Here is a 24,410-nt window from a genome sequence, read left to right as displayed (position 1 = left end):
CCGGACACGAGGCTCGCTCACCGTCAATGGAGATCGTGGCGCGGCTCGTCGGTTTCGGTCACGCGCTGAGAGACGAGGGCCTGCCGGTGGGCTCCGACGACGTCGTCATGTTCTGCTCAGGCGTCGCCGAGCTCACGCCATCTGACCTCACCGACATCTATTGGAGCGGCCGAGCAACGCTCGTGCATCGCCGCGAGCACCTGCCGGTCTTTGACGAGGTGTTCCGCCGCTATTTCATCGGCCTGCCGGCGCCCCGCTCCCCAGAATCCGAACCGCACGAACCGGTGACGCCCGGATTGAGCGGCACGCTGAACGTTCCTGACAGCGAACCTGGTACCCAGGCCGGCGATGAACGGCCCATGGTGCTCGGACTGCAGGCATCGGGGGTCGAGATCCAGCGTGCCAAGCGATTCGCCGAGTGCACGCCCGACGAATTGGCAATGCTGCGGCGGATCATGACCCGGATCGGACTGGAGCCGCCTCGACGTCGTACACGACGGCGGAAACCGGACCCGTCGGGCTCGCGGCTCGACATCCGGCGCATGGCCCGCGAAGCCATGCGAATCAGCCACACCGCACCCGATCTGCGCCACCTGTCTCGATCACTGAAACCCCGGCCACTCGTGCTCATCTGTGACGTCTCGGGGTCGATGGCCGACTACTCGCGCAACCTGTTGCAGTTCGCATACACGATGCGCCGGGCAGCCCAGAAAGTCGAGGTCTTCTGTTTCGGCACCCGGCTGACGCGCATCACGCCAGCGCTGGACCGACGCAACCCGGACGACGCGATGAAGCTCGCTGCGGGCCGTGTGCTCGACTGGGACGGCGGCACGCAGATCGGCAAGTCGCTGGACACCTTCGTTCACAAGTGGGGTCGCAAAGGCCTCAGCCGGGGCGCCACCGTCGTCATCTGCTCCGACGGGCTTGACCGCGGCGACCCAGCCGTCCTTGCCCAAGCAATGGAACGCCTCAGTCGGCTCTGCCACCGGATCATCTGGATGAACCCGCTCGTCGGCGACGACATCGATGTCCCGCCGAACACGCTCGCCATGTTGGTCGCGGGCCCGTTCATCGACACCCTTGAATCCGGACACGACCTGGCCAGCCTCGAGTCCTTCGCCAAAAAGCTGCCTCACATCGGCTGATCGGTATGAGCAAGTGGAGCGTCTCCATCTCCGCAGAGGGCGACCGACCCGTCGAACTCAGCGAGGTTGTGGCGCTCGCCGACGCGGTCGCGTCGCTCGGCGGCATCGCATCGGGCGTCGGCGCGATGGCGTACGGCGCTCAGATTGTGATCGAGGCCGAAAACGCCGACAAGGCCGTCGAAGCGGCAATGGAGGCCTTCGCCGATGCGGTCGAGACGGCGAAGCTCCCAGCCTGGCCGATGACCCGAGCAGAAGTCATCGGCCCCGAAGGCTCCGACGACGACTTCGGATTCCCCGAATGATCCGGCCCAAATGATCCGACTGGGCTCGCTCGCCGGTTACCCCTTCGAGGGACCCAGGGTGCTCGGCGGCTGGACGCCGCCTGCAATTGCGGCCGTGTTCGCGATCCTGTACCGAGCCGATCCCGACGGCCGACCGTACGACTACGCCGTGCTCGACGTCGACCACGCGGACAACCTGGCTGCGGCCATGCTGCCGTTCGGCCACCCGCGCGCAAAGTGCTGGGAGCGGCGCGCCGGCAACAAGTGGAACCTTCACATCTGCACCTATGAGGTCCCAGGCGGGTTGCGCTCGCATCGCGAACAGATCGTCCGCGAGCTGGTCGCCATCTACCGACCCGGCTGCGCGCCCGAACAGTTCGACCAGGTTTGGAAGGACGAGTGGATCGGCAGCTACCGAGCGCCGACCGCAGGCCCGCTCACCACCACGCGCGATCCCGGTGGCCCAACTGGGCGAGCCGCTGAAACGGACGTGAACTGATCGCTGACGGCTATTCGGGGTGGTAACCGACGGCGTCGTGGAGCCGGCTGCGGCGCGTGCCCATCGCGGGCCGGGCCGGCACAGGCTCGCGCGGCTCGGGGTCAGGCTCATACGTGGCGCCAGCCACGATGCCTTCGGCCATGCCGTACAGCAGCGGCAACGCTCCCGCGATGACGCCGCCGGTGTTGTTGATGCGCTCGACACCAGGCTCGACAGCTTCGGCGTCCGCCTTGATCTTCCACACGATCTGCGAGCACTCTTCCAGCAGCCCAGCGATCCGGGTCAGCTGACCTCCCACGATGAACAGGTAAAAGGCCAGCCCGGCAATGAACAGTCCGATCAGGATGACGGAGAGGACTACGAGCGTCGTCATGAGCGCACCTTGTCGAGGACACGGCCCAAGAACAGGTGGTGTTCAAGGCCTTCGGTTAGGACCGCATCGACTTGAGCGGCGGTCTCGCCGATCAGGGCAGTGTCGGCGGTGTTGGCAGCCGCTCGTTCGAGCGTGTCCTTGATTGTTGCCACCCGCTGCTCGATCGTCCGCACAAGCAGCACGAGCATCGTGAGCAGGACGACCACAGCGATGATCACGACGAAGCCGCCGATGATGACCCCCCACCAAAGGTTTTCCTGGGTGTCGGTCAGAGCCAGTAGGTCCATCTCAGCCTCCTAACCGGGCCCGACCACGCTTCAGGCCGGCGACGATTGTCGATGCCGCCTCGATCGTGGTGTTCAACTCCGCCAGCGACGCCGTGTTGGTGACAGCGTCTTCCAGCGCGGCGTTGATCTCTGATGCCCGATTGCCGATCGAACGAGCCAGCATCAGGATCGGCACGACGAGCGCGACCACCGCGATCACCACGACGATGCCGATGACGTAGCCGATTGTCCACCCGGTTGTCGACTCTTGAGCGAGTAGCAGCATCACGGCATTCCCTCCCTCAGATCGATTCGCAGAAGTCGCGCACGGGCTTGAGCGTCGCATTTACCGACGGCAGCACGGTCGGGACTGTCGAGGTCTGGTCGGCGATGACACCAACACCGCCCGCGACCGCCACGAGCGTGCTGTGGACCGCCCGCAAGTGGAGGCCCACTCGCAGCAGCCCGACAGCGGCAGCCACGATGATCAGGCCGCCGATGATGACAGTGACCCAGGCAACAGCAGGCATCAGAACTCCCTTCAGCCCAAGAGCTTCCCGACCGAACCGGCGTAGCGCACCGCACCGTCTGCTACCTCTTCGATCGTCTCGTCAGTCGTTGCAAGCAGATCGCGCGTGGTGTCGAGTTCTCCGATGACCGCCACGCCCGCAGTCAGGATCTCGTCGCTGGCTTTGCGGATCCGCTCGATGGCAGCCAGTACCCGGTTCAGCAGTGCGACTGCCACCGGCACTACCACCAGCAGCAATATCAGGTTTCCAATCCACCAGAGCACAACAGCCTCCTCAGACGGCCTCGGGGCGGTACGGCAGGGCGAATCGACGCACCACGCGCGCTAGCCCCATTCGCGCGGCGCGCACACCGATGGCAACGCCGCCGGCGGCTTGGGATTGGCTTACCTGGTCGGGGTCACGGCCCGCCGCGATCGCAGCCAGTCGATTCTGAACGTTGACGGCAAAATCGTTCAGCAACACTGCGGTGATGTCACTCGCCAGGCCACGCCCAAATTGCGCGGCCGCCCCGGAGAGCTGCAGGTCCATGGCAACGTCGACGGTGGTGCCGTCCTCAGCCGGGGCAAGGCTTGCGTCGAGCGTGAGCGTGGCTTCGCCCCGGCCCTTGCGATCGCTGCCGCTGGCGGCGACGGAGATCGCGCGGGCCTCAACGTCGCGATGGGTGATCTCGGCGCCGCCGTCGAAGTCCAGCTTGATCGGACCGAGACCAATGGACACCGTGCCGCCGAAGCGGTCGTCTCCCAAATCGGTGGTCAGTTCGGTACCGGGCAGGCACGCGGCAACCTGCGGTACGTCGCCGAAGAAGTCCCACACAGCCTCCAGCGGCTGCGCGACCCCGAACTGATTGGTGATCTGCATCAGGCGACTCCCTGTTCACGCGCATATGCCGTCCGGCACCCTGCGCAGCAGAAGTAGAAGACCTCGTCTCCCACCTGCAGTGAGACAGCAGCCGGATCGATCTGGACCGCCATGCCGCAGACGGGGTCGATAGCCGTGCCTGTCGTGGGCGCTTGGGTGGTGACCGGGGCGGCAAACGCACCCTGTGCTCGCAACTGCACCAGCTCGGCCAGGATCGAAACAGCGACCTCCTTGTGAGAAGTGCGGCCGAGATCCAGTCCTGCCGGGACGCGTAAGGCGTCGAGTTCGGCTTGGTCGGCCCCCTGGGCAACGAGCAGCGCACGCACGCTGTCTCCCCTGCGGCTCGACGCGACGAGGCCCACGTAAGCCGGAGCCGACTTGAGCGCGGCCCCCAGCACGTCTTGGTCGCCGTGTCCTTGGGTGGCGACGACCACGATCGACTGCGGTGTGAGCAAACCCTCGCTGAACTCGGAGCCGGTGACCAGCTCGACACGCCAATCGAGCTGACTGGCGAGCACCGACAGGGTCGTCGCCATCGGCGAGCTTCCGACGATCACCAGGTGAGGTAGGGCCACGACGGGCTCCAGATAGATCTGCAGGGCGCCTTCGCTCTGGCACGACATGGCCACCGCGGTTGTGCCTTCCCGAAGTTCACCGAAACGATCGCTCGCGCCGAGCGCCAGCAACCGCGGCGTCCCGGCTTCAAGCGTTGCCATGGCCTCCCGGATGAACGCAGGCTCAGCGCACGCGCCGCCGATCCAGCCGTAGATCTCGCCCGAGGCCGTGTAGATGGCACGAGATCCCTGCTGCCCCGAGGTCGGGGCTTCGCGCCAGACAACCGTTGCCAGCACGAATGCCTCACCGCTGCGTGCGAGTTCGATGGCCTGTTCCAGGACGCCCCAGCCTTCGACGGCCACATCGGTGACCGAACGGTGTTCGCTCATGGCTCTGTGGTCACCGGCGGTGCGCCGGAGACGTCGTGACGCTGGGTGATGGCTTCATAGACACGATCAGGCAGCAGCGGCATGTCGATATTGCGCACGCCGGAGTCGGAGATTGCGTCCATGACGGCGTTGACGAACGCTGCAGGACCGCCGACGGTGGCGCATTCCCCAATGCCCTTGGCCCCGATGGGATGGTGCGGGCACGGGGTCACCACCTCGTGCAGCTCGAAGCCCGGTGTCTCCCAAGCCGTCGGCAGCAAGTAGTCCATGTAGTTCGAGCCGATGCAGTTGCCGTCCTCGTCGAATGTGATGAATTGCATGCTGGCCATGGCATACGCCTCGGTGAGGCCGCCCATGATCTGGCCCTCGACGATCATTGGGTTGATGCGCACGCCGCAGTCGTCCACGGCCACCACCCGCAAGACGTCCCACACGCCGGTCTCGGGATCGACCTCGACGGTCGCTATGTAGCAGGCGAACGGCCACGTCAGGTTGGGAGGGTCGTAGTAGGCGTGGTTCTCAAGGCCCGGCTCCATGCCGTCAGGCATGTTGCTGTAGGCGGCAATTGCGCATTCCTGGATCGTCACGCCTCGGTCAGGGGCGCCGCGAATCGAGAACCGCCCGAGTTCCCACTCGATGTCCTCTTCGGACACCTCCAGCAGGTGAGCTGCAATCTTGCGGGCCTTGGCGCGGATCTTGCGCGACACCATCGCAACGGCCGCCCCGGCCACGGGGGTGCTGCGCGAAGCGTAGGTCCCCATGCCGAACGGGGCCGTGTCGGTATCACCCTCCTCGACGAGTACGTCTGCCGCAGGGATTCCGAGTTCGTGGGCGACGATCTGTGCCCATGTGGTCTCGTGGCCTTGACCCTGGGACTTGGCACCGGTGCGCAGCAGCGCCTTGCCGGTCATGTGCACCTTCAGCTCGGCGGAGTCGAACATCTTGATACCCAAGATGTCGTATTCCCGGCTGTTGCCGGCCCCGAGGGGCTCGGTCATGGTGGAGATGCCGATGCCCAAGAGCCGGCCCCGCTTTCGGGCTTCTTCCTTCTGCCGCAGGAAGTCGTCGTAGCCGATCGCTTCGAGGCCGAGGTCGAGGCACTTCTGATACTGGCCGGAGTCGGTCAGGAATCCGAAGGGAGTGCGATGCGGGAAGTCGTCGTCTCGAACCAGATTGATCCGGCGGATTTCGGCCTGGTCCATGCCGAGGTCGTCGGCGGCGGCTTGCACCATGCGCTCCTGGAAGTACATGGCTTCGGTGACCCGGAACGAGCATCGATACGCGACGCCTCCCGGCGCCTTGTTGGTGTAGACGCCCTGGGCGGTGAGATGGGCAGCCGGGATGTCGTAGCAGGCAAACGCCGAGTGCATCAGGCCGATTTTGAACTTGCTCGGCTGGGCATCGGAAAAGAACGCGCCATGGTCGGAGTCGGTGTGCATGCGCACGCCCAGAATGCGGCCGTCGTTGCGCAGCGCCAGCTCGCCCTTCAAGTAGATGTCGCGGCCGAATCCGGTGGAGATGAGGTTCCCGCTCTTGTCCTCGATCCACTTGACCGGACATTCGAGCAGGATCGACGCCAGGATCGACACCACGTAGCCCGGATACACCGGCACCTTGTTCCCGAAACCGCCGCCGAGGTCGGGAGACACGATGCGGATCATGTGCTCGGGCAGTTCGGCCACCATTGCCACCGCGGCCCGGATGATGTGCGGCGCCTGGGTAGTCATGTACACGGTGAGCTTCGAGGTCGCCCGGTCGAAGTCGGCGATCGAACCGCAGGTCTCGATGGGCGACGGGTGAGAGCGCGGGTAGTGCATCTCGATGGCCGAGACCACGTCGGCCTCGGCGAAGGCCCGGTTGGTGCCCTCCCGGTCGCCGACCTCCCAATCGAACACCACGTTGTTTGTCTGGCCGGTCTTGTCGTCGCGGATCAGCGGCGCGTCGGGGGCCAGCGCCTGGGTCGGGTTGACGATGGGCGGCAACGGTTCGTAGTCGACGACGATGGCCTCGCAGCCGTCCTTGGCGAGGTAGGGGTCGTCGGCGATGACACACGCGACCTCTTGCCCCTGGAATCTGACCTTGTCCGTGGCGAGGACCGCCTGGGTGTCATAGGACAGCGTCGGCATCCATGCCAGATTCCGTGCAGCAAGCATGTCGCCCGTGAGCACGAGACGAACGCCGGGGATCGCCCAGGCGCCGCTGACATCGATGGACCTGATTCGAGCGTGCGCCAAGGGGCTGCGGAGGATCTCCATGTGCAGCATCCCGGGCAGGGCGATGTCGTCGACGTAGTTGCCCTTGCCGCGGATGAAGCGGTTGTCCTCGACCCGGCGCCGACTGGCGCCGAGGCCGCCGATCTTGATCTCGTCGAGCGCCATCTCAGCCTTCCTCTCCGGCCCCGCCGCCGGCGGCATCCGGGTCGTCGCTGTCGGGTGCGGCGCCGCCTAGCTTGGTGGCGGCCCACATCACCGCCTTGACGATGTTCTGGTAGCCGGTGCAGCGGCACAGGTTCCCCGACAGTGCCCAGCGGATCTCGTCCTCGCTCGGGTTCGGGTTCTCCTCCAGCAGGGCCTTGGCGCTGAGCATCATGCCGGGGGTGCAGAAACCGCACTGCAGACCGTGCTCGTCTTTGAAGCCTTCCTGGATCGGATGCAGCTCGCTCGCGGTCGCGAGGCCTTCGACGGTGAGGATCTCATGACCGTCGGCTTGGACTGCGAACATCGTGCAGCTCTTGACGGGCACACCGTCGTACAGCACTGTGCATGCACCGCAGTTCGTCGTGTCGCAGCCGGTGTGGGTCCCCGTCAGTCGGAAGCCGTTGCGCAGCAGGTGTGCCAGCAGCAGCCGCGGCTCGACGTCGGCAGCGCGCCGTTCGCCATTCACCGTCAATTCCACACGGCGAACCGACACCTCGTCACCAAAGCTCGGCGGGATCACTTCGAACAACGTGCTCATGTCAGGCCGCCTTCTGTCCAGACCGCTGAATTTGCGCACCGATGCGTCTCACGAATGTCGCAACGACGTGGCGCTTGTAGTCGGCGCTTCCCCGGTGGTCGGAGCGGGGCTTGGCCGCTTCGGCGGCGAGCTGAGCCGCCGCATCGACGGCGTCGCTATCGAGCGACGCGCCGACCAAAGCCGCCGCCGCGTCGGAAGCGTTGATGGTGGCAGGCCCGACGCCGGTCAGCCCGATGCCCGCCCGGGCGATGGTGTCGCCCGACATCTCTACCGAGACCGCCACGCCGACGGTGGCGAAGTCGCCGACTCGGCGTTCAAGCTTGAGGTAACCGCCGGCCCGGGTCCCACGCGCTGGCGGAACCACCGCCTCGATGGCGATCTCGTCGTTAGCGAGCACCGTCTGGAACGGACCATCGATGAAGTCGTTGACCGGAATGATCCGTTGCCCGTTCGGGCCTTGGGCCACGATGGCTCCCTCCAGCGAGACCATCACCGAGGCCCAGTCGCCCTGCGGGTCGGCGTGGCAGACCGAGCCGACAAGCGTGCCGCGGGTACGAACGAGCGGATCGGCCACAATGGGGGCCGCCGCAGCGATCGTGGGTTGATGATCGCCGAGCGTTGCCGATTTCTCGAGGTCGGCGTGGCGGCACAGCGCACCGATGCGATAGGTGCCATCGACATCGGCCCGGTGGTAGTCGAGACCACTGATGCCGTTGATGTCGACGAGCATCGCCGGGGCGGCGAAACGCAGCTTCATCATCGGGATGAGGCTCTGGCCGCCTGCGAGGATCTTCGCCTCGCCATCAGCAGCGGCGAGCAGGGCTATCGCCTCGGCGAGTGTCGAGGGGGCTTCGTAGCGGAAGCGGGATGGATACATACCTCAGCCCCCTGTCGCCTGCCCACCAGGTCCCTGCGGATCCGGCACAGCTCGCGGCATCGCGTCGGCGTCGGGATCGGGACGTTGCTCCTGGTGCGGCGGCCAAGGCCCTTGGACCGGCTGTCCTGCGACTTTGAGATAGTCGATGATTTGCGGCCACGCCCAGATCGTCGGGCTGTCACCTTCTTTGGGCGCGCCCTCGATGACCTCGTACAGCCTCGGATTGCCAGCGCTATGGCCTGATGACTCGATCGGCATGGACTCCCCTTCCCCCGGAGATCCGGCCGTGTCTTTGCGGCACTGCGAACCTACCACTGACGGTGCTGGTGGCAAGAACGAAACCCGGCAGGCGGCTACACGTATCGCCCGGCTACCCGCCGACCATCGTCGTGTAATGCCGCACTGAGTTCATTCGCAGCGCCCGCGTTCGAGCTCGTGCGAGTGGCGGCAATACTCGCGGGCATGACACTTGGCATCGGCGGCTCGCTGTTGGCGGCGAGCTTTAACTCGGGCGTGTATCAAGCGGTCTTGGTCGTCCATCTCGTGGGCGCTGTGGTGGGATTCGGCGGCAGCGCGCTCGGCACGGTGATGTTGCGCCGGGCGTGGGCAGATGGTCCCGACGCAGCCGGCGCGGTACGGCGGTCGTTCGAGTTCGCGTCCAACCGGCTGACTGACGTGGCGGCGTACCTCGCTGGCATCGCCGGCGTCGTTGCGGTGCTTGTCGACGATCGGTGGGACTTCCGGCAGGGCTGGGTGACGACCGCCTTCGTTCTGTACTTCGCTTGGGCAGCCATCGCGCACGGAGCACTGCGGCCGACCGGAGCCAAGCTGGCTGAGGCCATGGATGCCGGTCCCGAGCTGGCCGACGAGGCCGAACGGCTGCGGCGGCGGGCCGAGCTGTGGAGCATGCTCAGCAATCTCGTCATCGTCGCTGCAATCGCGGTGATGGTGACCAAGCCCGGCCTCTGACTCGCCATCTCGCAGCACCGCCGTGATCTCCTCGCGCACGGCGACGCCGAGCAATGGGACAACTGGGCCGCGTAGCGTCGGCACATGACCTCAGACCGGCGGCACAAGGTGTGCGTGATACCCGGCGACGACGCTGCGCCGGAGGCGATGGCGGCGTCGCTGCGAGTGCTGCACGCCCTCGACCTGCCGATCGAGTGGGACCACGTTCCCGTCGGTGACGAGCTGGCAGCCCTCACACCCGAAGAGCGAGAAGCACTGGTCGGCGAACACATCGACGCCGCCGACACAGTTCTGTTCGGCTCGTCGAATGGCACGACGCCGGGGGCGGGCTTCATGCGCTGGGGCAAGAAGACCTACGCCAACGTTCGTCCGGTCCGCTGGCGGCCGGGCTACGCCTCGCCGCTGGCTCGGCCCGAGGGCATCGATTACGTGATCGTGCGCGAGAACCTCGAGGACATGTACGTCGGCGTGATGGGTCCCGCCAAGCTGCTGCTGGACGCTGGTCTGACCGACGGCCGCTCCCGTGTTCCGCCCGATGCCGCCAATGGCCGCTTCGCGGCGAAGATCATCACCCGGCCCGGCACCGAACAGGTCACCCGATTTGCCTGCGAGCTGGCATTGCAGAGAGGCGGGAAGCTGACCGTGTCTGCCAAGACGAACATGCTGCCAGCCACCGATCGCTGGTTCTGCGACATCGCCCGTGAGGTCGCCTCGGAGTATCCGGGCCTCGAATACGAGCAGTTCATCATTGACGACATGGCACACCGGCTGGTCGTGCGCCCGCACGATCTCGATGTGCTGCTGCTGCCCAACCTGTACGGCGACATCCTCTCCGACGAGGGCGCCGGCACGATCGGGGGCATGGGCCTGGCACCGTCGGGCTGCTACGGCGACGACTGGGCGTACTTCGAATCGGCGCACGGCACCGCACCCGACATCGCCGGGCTGGGCATCATCAACCCGACCGCGACACTCGAATCCGCCGAGATGATGCTGCGCCACCTCAGGCTCGACGCCCCAGCCGGCCGCCTCGACCGGGCCCTCGCCGAGGTGTACGAAGACGGCGAGCACGTAACGCCGGACCAGGGAGGCGTGGCGAGCACCGAAGACTTCGCAACCGCCGTCATCAGCGCGCTGTAGCTGGTGCCTAGGAGCCCGGCGTCGAGCGCAACCCTTGAGGAAGAGGCCGCAGCAAGCTCCGCGAAGTTCTTGCCGCGTAGGTGGCTATCGGTCAAAGAAGCTGGTGATTTCAGTCGGTATCCACTTGTGGTTGATTTATTTGTAGATAAACTCTCGACCGCGGGAGGCACCACATGGAGACTGCAGATTCCACGGGCTCTGCCGATTTCGAGTTGGTCGACGACGTTCTCGATGGACTCGACATCACGGACGCTGAGCGATCCCGAATCGAGGACAGGACCTCCGAACTGCTCACTCTTGATGCATGCCTCAAGAACCTCCGGATCGCCGCAGGGGTACTCCAGAAAGATGTGGCAATAGCCATGGGGGTGACCAAGTCCTCAGTCGCTCAGCTCGAAGCCCGCGGCCTTGCCGACGCCAAGCTCAGTACGCTCACCCGATACTTCGCCGGCCTCGGATACAAGCTCAACTTCACGCTCACCCCCATCGACGCGTGAGTCGAACTACCACTGTGGACGCTCACCACTCCAAGGCTCACGTCGGCGCCATTGCTCGCTGACAGGTCGGCTGGTGCAAATCATCCGATCCAGTCGCTTCACTGCGTCACTCCGTCAACTCAAGACATACGACAACGACCTCTTCATCGCTGTCGCGGCAGACCTCCGATATCTCATCGAGCAACGCCAAGCCGCCCAACTTCCCCAAGTCCGATTCGGACTCGCCCAATCGTGCCATCGCCATGTCATGGGTGAGGTCCGCACTCATATCCCCAGACATCCCGCATTCGTGAGAACCATCTTCGCAATGCCCGACGACGAGTCAGTGTGCGCATTCCTACTGCTCGGCGACAAGAATTCCCCAGCGGCTGGAGCAGTCACTGGCAACGACTGGTATGACACAGCCATTCCTCTTGCCGATGCCCTGTGGGACAAGATCAGCACCCCTCGCGACCTCGGCTGAGCGGCATCCCGACGCCACCCAGGAGCTACAGCGCAAACGCTTGCGGGCACTGCTCAAGCAGGTGCCCGAATCGCATGACCGTCCGGCTCCCTGCGGCCACACGTCGCGAACTCATCATCTGTTCATCGGGGCGGTTTCCAAAGTGTGTCGAGGGAGGCTGACAGCAAGCGGTCGTCGTGGGGCAGGGTGTTGGCACCTGCGTGGAGCAGCACACCTGCGCGAAATGCTCCCGGTTCGACGGCATCGAGGCGGTCACGGAAGTAGACCAGATTGCGCAGATCATCTGGCCTGGGCGACGACGTCGACTTGATCTCCACCGCCACGACAGCACCATCGGATCGTTCGAGTACCAGATCAACCTCGCGTTGAGCATTGTCGCGGTAGTGATGCAGTGACACCGGCATCTCGGCTGCTGAGCAGAGCCGCACGATCTCATTGACGGCAAACGTCTCGAACAGCGCACCAGTCATGGGGTGGTTCAGCGCCGCCAGGGCTTCAGCGTTCAGCCCAAGTAGCCCTGCGGCAAGTCCGCTGTCGGTGACGTGCAGCTTTGGGCGCTGCACGACTCGAGAAGTTCGGTTGCGCCGCCACGAGGACAGTTCATGGACCAAGAAGACTGTGCGTAGCCAGCCAAGGTAGGACAGCACCGTTGCGCGATCGGCACCGAGTTGATCAGCCCACCGAGACACGTTGAGCTCCGACGAGGTCTGAGCGGCTGCGAGACGCAGCATCTGCGGCAACATCGCAGCGCGACGGATGTCACCAAGCTGCGCTATATCCCGGCTCACCACCGTTTCGGCGTAGCCCAAGAACCATCGGTTGCGTCTGTGCGCGCTGAGCTGCTGCACCTCCGGGAAGCCACCGACGCACATCTTCTGCAGGTAGTCGCTGCGACTGGTCACCGAACGCGCTGCTCGCCGTAGAGAGCTGTCTTGGTCGAACCACCGCTCGACGGCGTTCGCGGAGCGCGATGCACCGACCGCGGATGGCGTCAACTCCGATTGCTGCGTTGCCTGTGCACTGACGGGAGGAGCATCGCCGGCTGCGCGGTGAGTGCCGACGGAAGTTCCCCACAATTCGGCTTGGCTGAATGGCCACAGCGTCAAGATGGTTGCACGCCCGGCCAGCGATTCGCTGATCGTCGGCACCGTGAGGAAATTCGTGGAACCGGTCAGCAGGAATCGTCCTGCTGCATTGGTTCCGTCATCCACAGCGATCTTCACCGCTCGTACCAATCGATCTCCGGCCCGCTGAACTTCGTCGATGACCACGGGCGGGAGGAACGCACGAACGAAGGCGTGTGGGTCGTCGAGGGCCAGGCCAAGAACGTCGTCGTCGTCGAGGCTGACGTAGTCGCCGCCGCGTGCGGTAGCGATTCGTCGTGCCAGCGTGGTCTTGCCGCTTTGGCGCGGCCCATGAAGCACGACGACACGTGATGCGTCGAGCGCGTCCGTGAGGTTCGCGCTCAGATGCCGTCGGTGCTCTTCCACGCGTCCAAACCTAGCGCCCGATCGACAATCCTCCTACCCTCTAATCAATAATTGGTTAGACATTTCACCAACAATCCGTCAGACCCATAATCAGCAATTTGTATAGATGCTCATCAGCAATCTGTGTGGCTTGCAATCGATGATCTGATCGACGACATGGCACACCGGCTCGCGCTGGGTCCCCGACCCGCTCACAGGTCGGCTGATGCAGATCATCCGATCCAATCAGTTCACTGCTTCGCTCCAACGACTCAGGGCGAACGACAACGACCTCTTCATCTCCGTTGCGGCCGATCTCCGCCATTTGATCCAGCAACGCCGAACCGCTGAACTCCCAGAGCTTGGGAACCCACAACTACATTGGGGCCATGGCCAAGACCCCGTCGAAGCTCCAGCTGGGGAGCTGGCTCGACGCCATGGTCGCCGGTGCCAACGTCGAAGAAGTCCGTGATGACGACGGCGACCTCGTCGGCTGGTGGGCCGAAAATTCCGAGTGCCACGGCGCATCGGCCTACGGTGCCACAACGGACGACGCTCGCGACAAGCTTCGCGAGGTTCTCGCCGGGTGGGTTGAACTCGGTCACGAACTCTGTCACCCCATCCCCTCTTTCCGCGAAGGCGAAATCGCCGTTACTGCATGACCAGCCGGCTCCCTCCGGCCACACGTCGCGAACTCATCAGGTGTACAAACTCGCTGCAGACCGAGCCGGAGATTTACAACCAGACATGAGCGAGAAGTCCACGAGAGACGAGAACCTGCCGAGAGGCATCCCCGACGACCGCCCCGCCGAGGGCGACAACAACGCGCCACTGTCATTCCGGCTCGACGAGCTGCGCCCTTGGGGTATCGCTGCCTATGTGGCCGCTGGAATGGCTCCGGACGACGCGGCGACCGTTGTCGAGAACCAGCTGTGGTCGGACCGGCGCGGCGTCGACACCCATGGATTCCAGCGGGTCAGCTGGTACGTCAACTGGTTCCGCGACGGCACCACCGATCCGACAGCGCAGTGCGAAATCGTGACCCGCACGCCGTCGGTGCTGGTGGCCGACGGGCACCACGGACTCGGTCAGCTCGTCATCACCCGCTTCATGGAGCAGCTCATCGAGGCCGCTCGCGAGAGCGGACTGGTCGTGGGCGTGATCCGAAACTCCAACGACTGGGGCTGCGGGGCGAACTACCCGTATCGCGCAGCTGAGGAGGGCTTCGTCTGCTACGGCACGACGACGTCCGTGCCGAATCTGGCCCCATTCGGCAGCCGCCGCAAGCTGTTCGGCAACAATCCGATCGTGTGGACGTTCCCCCGCCGCAACGATCCGCCGATCGTGCTCGACATGGCGATCACCCCGGTGGCGCTGGGCAAGGTGCTGCGGGCCCGTTCTGAGGGCAAGGAGATTCCCGAGGCCTGGGGCTTCCTGGATCGCGACGGCAACCCCACCGTCGACCCAGATGTGGCAATGCGAGGCATCGTGCCGGCCATCGGCGGCTACAAGGGCATCGGCATGGTGACCGCTTCGAACATCGCGGCGGGCATCCTCGCAGGCTCTGCCCACACTGGCGACGTGGCCGTCGGGCATCGGGGACAGTTCTTCCTCCTGATGAACCCCGGGGTGTTCCGCGACCTCGACGGCTACTACGGCGACATCGAATCGATGGTCGAGCAGATTCGCGCTGCGGGCGCCGAAGACATCCTGCCTGGCCAGACGGTGTACCTGCCGGGCGAGCTGGAACAGATGGAGATGGACCGTCGCACCGCCGTGGGCACGGTGAGCTATCCCGCGTCGGTGGTCCGCTCGCTGCGCCGTATCGGCGACGAGCTTGGGGTGCCGTTCGATTGCGAATCTTGCTGATGACTGCTGCGAATCGGGGCGAGCGGGACAGCCGGCAAGCATGAGGGCCGGCTACGCGGACGCTGTTACCGTGCCGCGATGACGCCCGCCGCTACGTCCGACGTCGCCGATGGTGAGGCGATGCTGGCTGCCGCGGCGGGCTTTTTAGGTGAACTGCGTGAACGCAGCATTGAGATCGACCGTCTGCGAAAGCTGCCCCAAGACCTGGCGGACTCGCTCGCCGAAGCCGGCTTCTATCGGACGCTGGTGCCGCCGACCCTTGGCGGCCTCGGACTGTCCCCGACCACCGTGGCACAGGTGAGCGAGACACTCGCGACAGGCAATGCGTCGGCTGCGTGGTGCACATTCATCGGCGCCACGTCGCAGATCATGTTCGCCGCGCTGACGCCAGAACAGCTGGCCGAAGTTCTCAGAAACCCTGACGTCATTACTGCGGGCGTGTTCGCATCCTCAGGTCGGGCCACGCCAGCACGCGGTCCCGATGGCACCGACGGCTACTTCGTGAGCGGCCGTTGGGCGTGGGCTTCGGGCTGTCATAACGCCGAGTGGATCTCAGGCGGCGTCCTGATCGACCAGGACGAGAACGCCGACGGTGCCACGAACGCAACCAGCGCAGTAAAGCCGGCCGAAGGTCGTGCCTTCTTCCGGCCTACCGAAATCGTGATCCACGACGACTGGCACACCAGTGGTTTGCGGGGCTCGGGCTCGAGCACCCTCGAGGCACACGATGTGTGGCTCCCCGCACTCCGGATCGCCAAGAGTTCCGCCATCCTGCGTTCCCCCCACGCAGCCGAGCCGCTGTATCGCTTCCCGCTGTTCGGCCTGCTGGCGCTGCCGATCGGCGCGATCGCATTGGGAATGGCGCGGGCCAGCATCGACGAAGTGATCGATGTCGCTCGGACCAAGGTTCCTCAAGGCTCGCGACGGACATTGGCGCAGCGCCCCAGCCTGCATACGGCGGTTGCAGTGGCCGACACCAAAGTGCGCGCTGCGCGTGTGTTGCTGTACGAGACCGCCGAAGCGGCGTGGCAGCGCGCTCAAACCGAATTGGGCAGCCTCGAGATACGGCGGGAACTGCGCACCGCCACCGTGCACGCCACACAGACGAGCGTCGAGGTGATCGAGGCCATGAATACCGCTGTCGGCGGCACCGCCATCTTCGAGTCGTCGCCGCTACAGCGCCACTTGCGCGACATCCAGACAGCGTCGGCTCACTTCATGGTCACGATGCCCGTGATGGAACTGGCCGGCCGCACCATGTTGGTTCCCGACACGGACAGCTCCGGCCTGTAGCGGAGGCGACAGGCGGTTGGCTCAGTTCTCGCGGCGGCGCTGGTGGGCGGGCAGCGGGAACGTGATGGGGATGAGAGCGGTGAGGTCGATGTCGAGCAGGGTTGGACCCGCTGGGCCCGACGCGCCGCTCGCACGATCGACGGCACGGCTGAATGCGGCCTCGAACTCGGCAACGCTGGCGACTCGCTCGGCCGGCACGCCCATCGCTTGAGCGACGCCGACGAAGTCGATACCGCTGATCTCGGTGCCGTGGTGCTCATCCCACAGTGCGTCCTGGATGATGCGCAGCACGCCGTAGCCGCCGTCGTTGAACACGCAGACAATGACCGGCAGGCCGTGCTCGGCCAGCGACGAGACCTCGCCGATCGACAGCATCAGCCCGCCGTCGCCCTGGATGACCACGGTCGGTTTCCCAGTGCCGAGCGCGGCGCCGATAGCCATCGGCACGCCGGGGCCGATAGCAGCGTTGGCAGCCCGGATTGACGTTCGAGGCGCAACGATCGGCAGCAGACGGTTTCCCCACATGTAGCCGGGCACGGTCGTGTCGCGCACGATGCGCGCATCGTCGGGCAACAGCTGCCGCATCAGATCGCAGATAGCGGCGTGATCGGCGCCGACCTCATCACGCAGCGTCTCCATGTCGGCGGCGCGGTGCTTGCGGGAGCGCTCCACGAATCCGTCATCGATCGTCGGCGCACCTTCGCCCAGACGTTCGATCAGGCCAGCCAGGCTGAGCTTGGCGTCGCCGATCACTGCCAGCGACGGCTTGTAGTTGAGCCCGATGACACCGGGGTCGACGTCGAGGTGGATCAGCTCTGCCGGCAGCTCCAGCGCCCACACTCGCGTGGCGTAGTTCTGGAACCGGGTGCCGATTGCCAGCATCAGATCGGCTTCTGCGAACACCTCTGCCATCTGGGGGCGATCCGAACGGAATCCCAGCGACAGCGGATGCTCTTCGCTCATAGAGCCTCGGCCTTCGATGGTGGTGAAGACCGGCGCACCGAGCCGCTGCGCCAACGCCGTCAGCTCTGCGGAGGCATCGGCGATGTTGATGCCACCGCCTGCCCAGATGACGGGCCGTTCAGCGTTCGCGAGCCGTTCTGCGGCGTCGTCCAGCAATGCTCCATTGGGCGCAAGGCGAGCCACTTGTGGCGAGCCAGCTTCGGCGGCATTCCCCACGCGTGCGTACTGGAAGTCGATGGGGATCTCAACGGCACCGGGCTGCGGCCGGCCGGTGCGGATGTCGTCGGCAACCCGGGCAATCTCGGTCGAGATCTCTCCCGGATGACGAACCGAGGCGACGCTGCGGCAGACCGAGCGCAGCATGGCCAGCTGACCCTCGTTCTCGTGCAGGAATCCCTTGCCCTTGCCGTAGAAGCGCGACTCGGTCTGCCCCGTCACCATCAGCACAGCCGAGCTGGAGAAACCTGCCTCGTACAGCCCCGCCACGGCGTTGGCCGCGCCCGGGCCCGTCGACGTCAGCAGCACACCCATCTCACCGGTGGCCCGGAAGTAGGCATCTGCGGCGTGTGCAGCCGCCTGCTCGTGGCGGACCTTCACCACCTCGATGTCGTCGCGCACCGACAGCGCCTCGTAGATCGGCAGGTTGTGGACGCTGACAATCCCGAACACGTGCCGCACGCCCATGCGCGCCAACGTCGCTGCAACGGCCTCGCCGCCGGTCATCTCACTCATTGCTGGCCTCGCTCATCGCCCGCACGGTATCCCCGTCACCGTGTCAACCGCCCGGAGCCGGATTGCGGTCGGAGTGCCGCCTATGCGTTGAGGTTGAACGGCGGGTACTTGTCGGTCAACAGGTGCAGGTAGGTGTTGAAGCGGAGGCTGACGCCATACCAGGAGACAACCCAATCGCGCATTCCAGCGGGCCAGCGACCGGTGAACAGCACGGCGAAGAATCCGAGCACGACCAGCACCGCTGTGATGAGACCGGTGACCGCCACAAAGATCCCAGCCGGGATCGCCAAGATCAGCCGAAACGCCACGGTGAGGCGATTGCGATCAGTCAGCTGGGGCTCGAGGTCGGCCGAGACTGGCGTTCCGCCCGGTTCTGCGGCCGACATATCGAACGCGAACGGCGGGTACTGCTCATGCAAGAAGTCGAAGTAGGCGTACAGGCGAATGCTGTAGCGGAGATACATCGACTGGAAGTCCGCCAGGCCCTTGGGCAGCTTGCCCGTAAAGACGATCGCGACCCAGCCCACCACGTTGAGCAACCACGCGATGTTCTGCAGTACCTCGAAGATGATCAGGTGCGGAATCAGTAAGAGCCAGTGGACGAGGGGTCGCCAATTGGCGATCCGATCGGGCGTCTCGACGCTGACTGATGCTGGGTAGGCCATGCCGGCGACGCTACTGCGTCCCCCAAAAAACCGTCCGGCAATTAGGCAGCGACGAGCGGGAACCGGCTGTCGTCGGCGGGGTACTCGCCGGCGACGGCAGTCGTGTCGTCATCGGTGACGATGGGGTCGCAGCCCGGATGGGGGTACCACACGGCGTCGTCGCCGAGCCAGCGTGTGGACAGCGCCACACGCCGATGGTCGCCGGCATTTCCGGGCGAACCGTGGATGATCCACGACGAGAAGAACAACGCGTCTCCGGGCTCGACGTCGAACCCGACGATGTCGTAGCTGGCACGATCAGCCTCGACGTCGGGCATCTTCTCGCCCTCGAAGTCAGCCATGAAGCCCTTTCGGCCGTCGAACGACTCGGGTGCGTAGTACGCATCCCAGCTGTGCGAGCCGCGCACGAATTCCAGCGAGCTCTCTGCGACGGTCACCGGCGTCATCGCCACCCACGAAGAGCAGATCTGCTTGCCCATGAACGGCCAGTACGGGATGTCCTGATGCCACGGTGTGGGATTCGAGGTCCGTGGTTCCTTGATGAGCATATGGTCGAAATAGAACCGAGAGGATGACGAGCCCATGAGCGCCGCTGCCATCTGCGCCATGCCCGAATCGAAGACGAAACCGCCGATCACGGGATCTTCCTGCCAGCGGTAGCGGGTGGTGAACAGCCGGTTCGAGCTCGCGCCGGGGTTGGTGTCGGACACCCACTTGCCGGGCTCGCGCAGCTGCTGGTCGGCAACCTCGAGCACCCGCTCGATCCAGTCGTCGCCCACAGCACCGCTGACCTTGACAACTCCCTCGGCTTCGAACGTTGCCTTGTGCTCTGCGGTGATGTGGGCCCTGGCTGCTTCAAGCACCTGCTGTCGACTCATTGTTGTCTCCCGTCACGAGCAATCCCACGGGGTCCGGCTCGGGCCGATTCCGCAGGCAACGTCGATGAGACAGATTCTGCCAGCGAATCAGGCTCGGCTCATGCGCTCTCGTCGATTCCCGATTCGCCGTCTGCGCACACGGCGACCCGCAGTCCTGCGATGCGAGCCGGGCTGTGGGTCCGATCGCGGTGGACGCCGAATGCGTGATGCGCCGGCACGAGATCGCCGAACGGGCTAACCACGTTCACATTGTCGGCGCCGATGAGCCCGGGATGCTCCACCCCGCACGCATCGGCGAGGCGGAACAGCTCCCTGCGCAAGCCGACGATGTAGTTGGCGAGCCGAACGCTCTTGTTCGTCGGATCGAGCCCCCGCGAGAGCCACCGGTTCTGCGTGGCGACACCCGTCGGGCAGTGGTCGGTGTGGCACCGCTGAGCCTGAATGCACCCGATCGCCATCATCGGCTCACGTGCGACGCCGATCATGTCGACGCCGATATTGAAGGCAAGCGCCGCCGGGGCGGGAAAGCCGAGCTTGGCCGAGCCGATCATGACGATCTCGTCGGTCAGGCCCGCTTCGCCGAATGCCCGGTGCACGACGCCGAATCCCCGCCAGAAGGGCAACGCCACATGGTCGGTGAACACCAACGGACCGGCCCCGGTACCGCCCTCGGCGCCGTCCACCGTCACGAAGTCCGGGCCGCGGCGGATCTCGGCCATGTGCTGGGCCAGTTCGGTCCAAAAGGCCTCCTGGCCGACCGCAGACTTGATGCCGACGGGGAGACCGGTCGCCGAAGCCACCTCTTCGACAAAGCCCACAAGCTCACCCACGGAGCCGAATGCCGAGTGTCTGCTGGGGCTCACAACGTCTTCGCCAATCGGGACGCCCCGAGCGTTCGCTATGTGCACGCTTACCTTCGCAGCCGGCAGCAATCCGCCGACGCCCGGCTTCGCCCCTTGCGACAACTTGATCTCGATGGCGCGCACCGGAGCTGATTCGACCGTTTCAAGCAGCCGGTCCATCGAGAAGCTGCCGTCCGGATTTCGGCAGCCGAAGTAGCCGGTCCCCATCTGGAAGACGAGATCGCCGCCGCTTCGGTGGAAGTCCGAGATGCCGCCCTCGCCCGTGTTGTGCATGCAGCCCGCCAGCTTCGCCCCACGGTTGAGCGCCTCGATGGCCGGACCGGACAGCGACCCGTAGCTCATGGCCGAGATATTCACGATGGACGCAGGCCGGAACGCCCAGGGGCGGTCTCGCCACGCGCCCATCACCTTGCCGCACGGGATCGGCGCATCGTCGGGCACCGTGCGGCCGAGGGGAAATGCGCTGTGTCGAAAGGTGATGTGTCCCGGCTGGTCGATGTCACTGTCGGTGCCGAAGCCGAAGTAGGTGTTCTGCTGCTTGGCGGTGGAGTACACCCAACGCCGCTGGTCGCGGTTGAAGGGGCGTTCCTCTTCGTTGTCGGCGACGATGTACTGGCGCAGCTCCGGGCCGATCTTCTCCAGTAAGAAACGGAGATGACCGATGACGGGATACGTGCGCAGAATCGAGTGGCGCTTCTGAACGCTGTCGTGAATGAACACGAGCATCAGATATGCCCCGACGATGATCAGCCCCCACAGCCACCACGGCACAACCTGAACCTACCGCGGGCCTGCCTCATGCCGTAGCCGCGACCCCGTGATGCGTCATCGACATCTTGGGACGGACCCCGGGAGCGGACCGTCATCCGACCCAGTGCGAAGCGGCTTCCTATGCTGGCCTGATGTCATCGGAACCGGCGGCCGGAATGCCTCAGCAGGGCATGCCGCTGGCGATGCCGCCCCTGGCCCCAGAAGTCTTGGCGCTCCTGCCGGCAGATGACGAGGCGCCACGCTGTGCCGCCCACGCTTCGGCCATCGGCACCGATCCCGGCGGCACTTCCATTTCGGCGGATGCAGTGGCGCTGGTAGAGATGCCACTGCCCTGGCCGAAGCCCGTGTTCGCCAGCGGACTGCTCGAGGGCTTCAGACCGATGACGGACCTGGCGATGGGCCCGACGCGGGTGCTTGCAGTTGTGCCACCCGATGAACGCAGTCGGGCGGACAGGATCCCGGTCGTGCTGCATTGGCGCGTGGGTGCGGGAACGCAAACGGCATACTTCGAAGCTGACGGCGCCGCCGGTCTGCGCCAGCTGTTCGAGCATCTGGCAAGCCGCCTGCCATCGGAGCCGATCCCGGACGGGGAGGGGTTCGTCTCGTTCGGACACACCGAGGGCGAGCGGGCCGTACTCGTGTGCACCCAAGGAAGTCACGACGTGTGCTGCGGCAGCGAAGGCACCCGCCTTGCAGCCGATTTTGAAGCAGTGTTGCGTGCGTACCGCGACTCCGACGTCGATGAGCCGTACGCCGGCGCGCCGACCGCCAGCGGACGTGTCTCCGTTTATCGCGTCAGCCACACCGGAGGTCACCGCTTCGCGCCGACGGCGATGACGCTGCCCGACGGCCGTATGTGGGCCAGCATCGAAGCAGGCGAGATCGCTGCCATCCTCGACCGAACCGCTGACGCCTCGGCGTTAGCACCCCGCTGCAGGGGATGGTGGGGGGCAGCTACTGGGCCCGCGCAAGTCGCTGAACGCGCCGTGTTCACCCAGGTCGGCTGGCCGCTCGAAGACATGGCCCGCACGGTCAGCTTCAAACCCGCAGCAAACGGTTGGGACGTCGATGTCATTGCAGCGGAAGCGGAACGCGGGTGGACGGTGTCGGTGGTGGCGGGGCGAACCGTGCCGACGATCGCCTGCCGCGCGCTCGGAGGTCTACCGGCCAAGCCAGCGACGGAGTTCATCGTCACCGGCGTTCGGGAGCACTAGGGGCTTCAGCGGATTGCTGGTCGGGACAGCTGCGAGTCGGGCGATCTAGCCTTGCCGAGTCGCGATCGGGCACACCTGGACTATCCGGATCACGACTCACAAGGGGCAATTGCGATGACATCACCGCTCGAAGGAATCCGGGTCACCGAATTCGCAAACTTCGCCGCTGCACCCTCGGCCGTTGCGATCATGGCCGATCTCGGGGCCGAAGTGATCAAGGTCGAGGCCATCGGCGGTGACCCGATCCGCGGCCTGATGAAGCAGGCGAAGGTGCCCGAGGGAGCTCACAACCCTGATGTGGCCTTCCAGTTCATCAACCGCGGCAAGCAATCGATTCAGCTGAATCTTGACGATCCCGATGGCTCTGCCATTGCCCGTCGCCTTGTCGCAGCGTCCGATGTCGTCGTGATGAACCTGCTCCCCGAGCGCCGTGAGCGCTTCGGGCTGAGCACCGACGAGCTGCTGGCGCTGAAGCCCGACCTGGTGATCGGCGTGCTGTCCGGCTACGGCGAAATGGGCGACGAGATCGACCGGCCCGGCTATGACGTCACAGCGTTCTTCTCGCGCTCTGGGTTGTACGGGGCTTCCACGCCGCCCGGCGGATTGCCTCCCCACGCCCGTCCGGGCCAAGGCGACCACACAACCAGCTTGGCCTTCTTCGGTGCGATCATGACGGGTCTACGCGCCCGCGACGTCACCGGCGAAGGACAAGTCGTGGAGTCGTCGCTGCTGCGCACCGCTGCTTGGACAATTGCGATCGACCTCTCCACCTCGCTGGTGGACGGGCGCCCCAACACCGAGCGCCCGCGGGATCGAGGTCTCTCCCCGATGCTCGAGGCATTCGAGTGCGCGGATGGTCGGTGGATTCATTTCACGATGCCCGACACCGGTGACGCCTGGCCGCGATTCTGCCGGGCCATTGAGCGCGATGACCTGCTCTCCAATCCCGACTACCAGACCGGCCGGCAACGATTCCGGGCGATGGGTGTCCTTGTGGCCGACATCGAAGACACCCTGAAGTCGAAGCCGTCGGAGTACTGGATGCCTCGTTTGGACGAGTACCGCTGCATCTGGGCGCCGATCAACGACACCGCGTCGGCGGTGCAGGATCCGCAGGTGCGTGCGACAGGCGCCTTCGAGACCATTCACCATCCCGAAGCCGGCGACTTCGAGACCATCGCCGCACCGTTCCGTATGCACAATGCCCCCGACGTGGGCGTTCGCGGCCCTGCGCCGCGGGCCGGTGAGCACACAGTCGAGGTGTTGTCGGACCTGCTGGGCCTCGATGCCGACGAGATCGCCGATCTGACCGAGCGCGGCGTCGTCGCCTCGGACTGAACGCCCCTCAGCGCTGCACCGGCGCCGGTGCGATTCCGAGGCGCCCGATGATGTCCGCGGCGATGTCTTCCGGTGAACGCCCGGCGGTCGGGACCTGCTCAAACTGTCCGTAGCCAGCCGCACGTTCGTTCAAGAGGCGAGTTACAGCGGCGGTCGGATCCTTGCCCGCCAGCAGCGGTCGCACCGGGCCGTCAGAGTCCGCCCGCAGGCGCCGGACGATCTCATCCGCGTTCGCCACGAGGCAGAAGACCCGACTCGTGGCGGTGAGAGCGTCGGCATTCGCTGCGTCAAGCAGCAGTCGGCCGCCAGTGGCGATGACATGGCGCTGACGCCCGGCCACCTCAGCGGCCACTTCCCGCTCGAATGCCCGAAATGCGTCCTCGCCGCGCGACTCAAAGATGGCCTCGATGGACCCGTGTTGATCCACGATGACATCGTCAGTGTCAACGAAAGCCCAGCCAAGTTCGCGCGCGATGAGCCGCCCAACCGTGGACTTGCCGGTCCCCATGAAGCCGGTCAGCACCACGTTGGGAACCGCATCTCGCGCCACGGGCTCAA

General features: G+C 65.4%; 30 protein-coding genes. 12 read left to right on the top strand and 18 right to left on the bottom strand.

Going from position 1 to position 24,410, the window contains the following annotated elements:
* Positions 1–26 precede the first annotated feature (26 nt).
* From ACOOHB_RS18980 to ACOOHB_RS18970, 3 genes are read left to right on the top strand one after another with little or no spacing between them, the layout of a single operon-like run.
* The gene (locus ACOOHB_RS18980; protein WP_420446352.1) at positions 27–1,145 is read left to right on the top strand and encodes a vWA domain-containing protein; all 1,119 of its coding nucleotides are present in this window, start codon (positions 27–29) and stop codon (positions 1,143–1,145) included.
* A 5-nt stretch (positions 1,146–1,150) separates the two neighbouring features.
* A complete protein-coding gene (locus ACOOHB_RS18975) occupies positions 1,151–1,447 on the top strand; it encodes a hypothetical protein (protein WP_420446351.1) in 297 nt (98 codons plus the stop codon).
* 10 nt (positions 1,448–1,457) lie between these two features.
* A complete protein-coding gene (locus ACOOHB_RS18970) occupies positions 1,458–1,925 on the top strand; it encodes a hypothetical protein (RefSeq protein ID WP_420446350.1) in 468 nt (155 codons plus the stop codon).
* Positions 1,926–1,935: 10 nt separating this feature from the next.
* Here ACOOHB_RS18970 and ACOOHB_RS18965 read toward each other — a convergent pair whose 3' ends face one another.
* From ACOOHB_RS18965 to ACOOHB_RS18915, 11 genes are read right to left on the bottom strand one after another with little or no spacing between them, the layout of a single operon-like run.
* Positions 1,936–2,298 carry a hypothetical protein gene (locus tag ACOOHB_RS18965; RefSeq protein ID WP_420446349.1) on the bottom strand — a complete coding sequence of 121 codons (363 nt, stop codon included), beginning with the start codon at positions 2,296–2,298 and terminating at the stop codon, positions 1,936–1,938.
* On the bottom strand, positions 2,295–2,585 hold the full coding sequence (locus ACOOHB_RS18960) for a hypothetical protein (protein ID WP_420446348.1): 291 nt from the start codon (positions 2,583–2,585) through the stop codon (positions 2,295–2,297). Before ACOOHB_RS18960 ends, ACOOHB_RS18965 begins: the two co-directional genes overlap by 4 nt.
* Before the next feature lies 1 nt (position 2,586).
* Positions 2,587–2,850: a hypothetical protein gene (locus tag ACOOHB_RS18955; protein ID WP_420446941.1), complete on the bottom strand. Its 264-nt coding sequence runs from the start codon at positions 2,848–2,850 to the stop codon at positions 2,587–2,589.
* Positions 2,851–2,866: 16 nt separating this feature from the next.
* Entirely contained in the window at positions 2,867–3,094 is a 228-nt protein-coding gene (locus ACOOHB_RS18950; protein WP_419922177.1) for a hypothetical protein, read from the bottom strand.
* An 11-nt stretch (positions 3,095–3,105) separates the two neighbouring features.
* Positions 3,106–3,357 (bottom strand): hypothetical protein, encoded by a 252-nt coding sequence (locus ACOOHB_RS18945; RefSeq protein WP_420446347.1) that lies wholly within the window; start codon positions 3,355–3,357, stop codon positions 3,106–3,108.
* Between the two features lie 10 nt (positions 3,358–3,367).
* The gene (locus ACOOHB_RS18940) at positions 3,368–3,952 is read right to left on the bottom strand and encodes an SRPBCC family protein (RefSeq protein WP_420446346.1); all 585 of its coding nucleotides are present in this window, start codon (positions 3,950–3,952) and stop codon (positions 3,368–3,370) included.
* On the bottom strand, positions 3,952–4,896 hold the full coding sequence (locus ACOOHB_RS18935; protein WP_420446345.1) for an XdhC family protein: 945 nt from the start codon (positions 4,894–4,896) through the stop codon (positions 3,952–3,954). The genes ACOOHB_RS18940 and ACOOHB_RS18935 overlap by 1 nt, the downstream gene beginning before the upstream one ends.
* Positions 4,893–7,274 (bottom strand): aerobic carbon-monoxide dehydrogenase large subunit, encoded by a 2,382-nt coding sequence (locus ACOOHB_RS18930; protein ID WP_420446344.1) that lies wholly within the window; start codon positions 7,272–7,274, stop codon positions 4,893–4,895. The genes ACOOHB_RS18935 and ACOOHB_RS18930 overlap by 4 nt, the downstream gene beginning before the upstream one ends.
* 1 nt (position 7,275) lies before the next feature.
* A complete protein-coding gene (locus tag ACOOHB_RS18925) occupies positions 7,276–7,851 on the bottom strand; it encodes a (2Fe-2S)-binding protein (RefSeq protein WP_420446343.1) in 576 nt (191 codons plus the stop codon).
* Between the two features lies 1 nt (position 7,852).
* Positions 7,853–8,728, bottom strand: a complete 876-nt coding sequence (locus ACOOHB_RS18920) for an FAD binding domain-containing protein (protein ID WP_420446342.1) — start codon at positions 8,726–8,728, stop codon at positions 7,853–7,855.
* A 3-nt stretch (positions 8,729–8,731) separates the two neighbouring features.
* Positions 8,732–8,986 carry a hypothetical protein gene (locus ACOOHB_RS18915; protein WP_420446341.1) on the bottom strand — a complete coding sequence of 85 codons (255 nt, stop codon included), beginning with the start codon at positions 8,984–8,986 and terminating at the stop codon, positions 8,732–8,734.
* 204 nt (positions 8,987–9,190) lie between these two features.
* Between ACOOHB_RS18915 and ACOOHB_RS18910 the strand changes: the two genes are divergently transcribed.
* From ACOOHB_RS18910 to ACOOHB_RS18900, 3 genes are all read left to right on the top strand, one after another.
* On the top strand, positions 9,191–9,697 hold the full coding sequence (locus ACOOHB_RS18910) for a DUF2269 family protein (RefSeq protein ID WP_420446340.1): 507 nt from the start codon (positions 9,191–9,193) through the stop codon (positions 9,695–9,697).
* Between the two features lie 84 nt (positions 9,698–9,781).
* On the top strand, positions 9,782–10,837 hold the full coding sequence (locus ACOOHB_RS18905) for an isocitrate/isopropylmalate dehydrogenase family protein (protein ID WP_420446339.1): 1,056 nt from the start codon (positions 9,782–9,784) through the stop codon (positions 10,835–10,837).
* Between the two features lie 173 nt (positions 10,838–11,010).
* On the top strand, positions 11,011–11,334 hold the full coding sequence (locus ACOOHB_RS18900; protein WP_420446338.1) for a helix-turn-helix domain-containing protein: 324 nt from the start codon (positions 11,011–11,013) through the stop codon (positions 11,332–11,334).
* A gap of 106 nt (positions 11,335–11,440) precedes the next feature.
* Here ACOOHB_RS18900 and ACOOHB_RS18895 read toward each other — a convergent pair whose 3' ends face one another.
* Complete coding sequence (locus ACOOHB_RS18895) at positions 11,441–11,602, bottom strand: hypothetical protein (RefSeq protein WP_420446337.1); 162 nt, start codon at positions 11,600–11,602, stop codon at positions 11,441–11,443.
* A 39-nt stretch (positions 11,603–11,641) separates the two neighbouring features.
* On the opposite strand from ACOOHB_RS18895, the gene ACOOHB_RS18890 reads away from it, so the two are divergent.
* Positions 11,642–11,797 carry a hypothetical protein gene (locus ACOOHB_RS18890; protein ID WP_420446336.1) on the top strand — a complete coding sequence of 52 codons (156 nt, stop codon included), beginning with the start codon at positions 11,642–11,644 and terminating at the stop codon, positions 11,795–11,797.
* Positions 11,798–11,919: 122 nt separating this feature from the next.
* On the opposite strand, the gene ACOOHB_RS18885 is transcribed toward ACOOHB_RS18890, so the two are convergent.
* Positions 11,920–13,287 (bottom strand): ATP-binding protein, encoded by a 1,368-nt coding sequence (locus tag ACOOHB_RS18885; protein WP_420446335.1) that lies wholly within the window; start codon positions 13,285–13,287, stop codon positions 11,920–11,922.
* Between the two features lie 368 nt (positions 13,288–13,655).
* Here ACOOHB_RS18885 and ACOOHB_RS18880 point away from each other — a divergent pair, with 368 nt between their 5' ends.
* The 3 genes from ACOOHB_RS18880 (at position 13,656) to ACOOHB_RS18870 (ending at position 16,428) form a co-directional block, all read left to right on the top strand.
* Positions 13,656–13,928, top strand: a complete 273-nt coding sequence (locus ACOOHB_RS18880) for a type II toxin-antitoxin system HicB family antitoxin (RefSeq protein ID WP_420446334.1) — start codon at positions 13,656–13,658, stop codon at positions 13,926–13,928.
* Positions 13,929–14,013: 85 nt separating this feature from the next.
* On the top strand, positions 14,014–15,135 hold the full coding sequence (locus ACOOHB_RS18875; protein ID WP_420446333.1) for an Ldh family oxidoreductase: 1,122 nt from the start codon (positions 14,014–14,016) through the stop codon (positions 15,133–15,135).
* Between the two features lie 78 nt (positions 15,136–15,213).
* A complete protein-coding gene (locus ACOOHB_RS18870; RefSeq protein WP_420446332.1) occupies positions 15,214–16,428 on the top strand; it encodes an acyl-CoA dehydrogenase family protein in 1,215 nt (404 codons plus the stop codon).
* 21 nt (positions 16,429–16,449) lie between these two features.
* Here the strand turns inward: ACOOHB_RS18870 and ACOOHB_RS18865 are convergent, their stop codons facing one another.
* From ACOOHB_RS18865 to ACOOHB_RS18850, 4 genes are all read right to left on the bottom strand, one after another.
* On the bottom strand, positions 16,450–18,123 hold the full coding sequence (locus tag ACOOHB_RS18865) for a thiamine pyrophosphate-binding protein (protein ID WP_420446331.1): 1,674 nt from the start codon (positions 18,121–18,123) through the stop codon (positions 16,450–16,452).
* A gap of 80 nt (positions 18,124–18,203) precedes the next feature.
* Positions 18,204–18,788: a DUF4389 domain-containing protein gene (locus ACOOHB_RS18860; protein WP_420446330.1), complete on the bottom strand. Its 585-nt coding sequence runs from the start codon at positions 18,786–18,788 to the stop codon at positions 18,204–18,206.
* Positions 18,789–18,829: 41 nt separating this feature from the next.
* On the bottom strand, positions 18,830–19,666 hold the full coding sequence (locus ACOOHB_RS18855) for a phytanoyl-CoA dioxygenase family protein (protein WP_420446329.1): 837 nt from the start codon (positions 19,664–19,666) through the stop codon (positions 18,830–18,832).
* Positions 19,667–19,764: 98 nt separating this feature from the next.
* Positions 19,765–21,255: an FMN-binding glutamate synthase family protein gene (locus ACOOHB_RS18850; RefSeq protein WP_420446940.1), complete on the bottom strand. Its 1,491-nt coding sequence runs from the start codon at positions 21,253–21,255 to the stop codon at positions 19,765–19,767.
* A gap of 176 nt (positions 21,256–21,431) precedes the next feature.
* On the opposite strand from ACOOHB_RS18850, the gene ACOOHB_RS18845 reads away from it, so the two are divergent.
* Positions 21,432–22,514, top strand: a complete 1,083-nt coding sequence (locus ACOOHB_RS18845; RefSeq protein ID WP_420446328.1) for a sucrase ferredoxin — start codon at positions 21,432–21,434, stop codon at positions 22,512–22,514.
* 114 nt (positions 22,515–22,628) lie between these two features.
* The gene (locus tag ACOOHB_RS18840) at positions 22,629–23,852 is read left to right on the top strand and encodes a CaiB/BaiF CoA transferase family protein (RefSeq protein ID WP_420446327.1); all 1,224 of its coding nucleotides are present in this window, start codon (positions 22,629–22,631) and stop codon (positions 23,850–23,852) included.
* Between the two features lie 7 nt (positions 23,853–23,859).
* Here ACOOHB_RS18840 and ACOOHB_RS18835 read toward each other — a convergent pair whose 3' ends face one another.
* The gene (locus tag ACOOHB_RS18835; RefSeq protein WP_420446326.1) at positions 23,860–24,402 is read right to left on the bottom strand and encodes a shikimate kinase; all 543 of its coding nucleotides are present in this window, start codon (positions 24,400–24,402) and stop codon (positions 23,860–23,862) included.
* Positions 24,403–24,410 lie beyond the last annotated feature (8 nt).

This window comes from Candidatus Poriferisodalis sp., assembly GCF_965215815.1.
Lineage (GTDB): Bacteria > Actinomycetota > Acidimicrobiia > Acidimicrobiales > Poriferisodalaceae > Poriferisodalis.
This window is presented reverse-complemented; position numbering and strand designations above follow the sequence as displayed.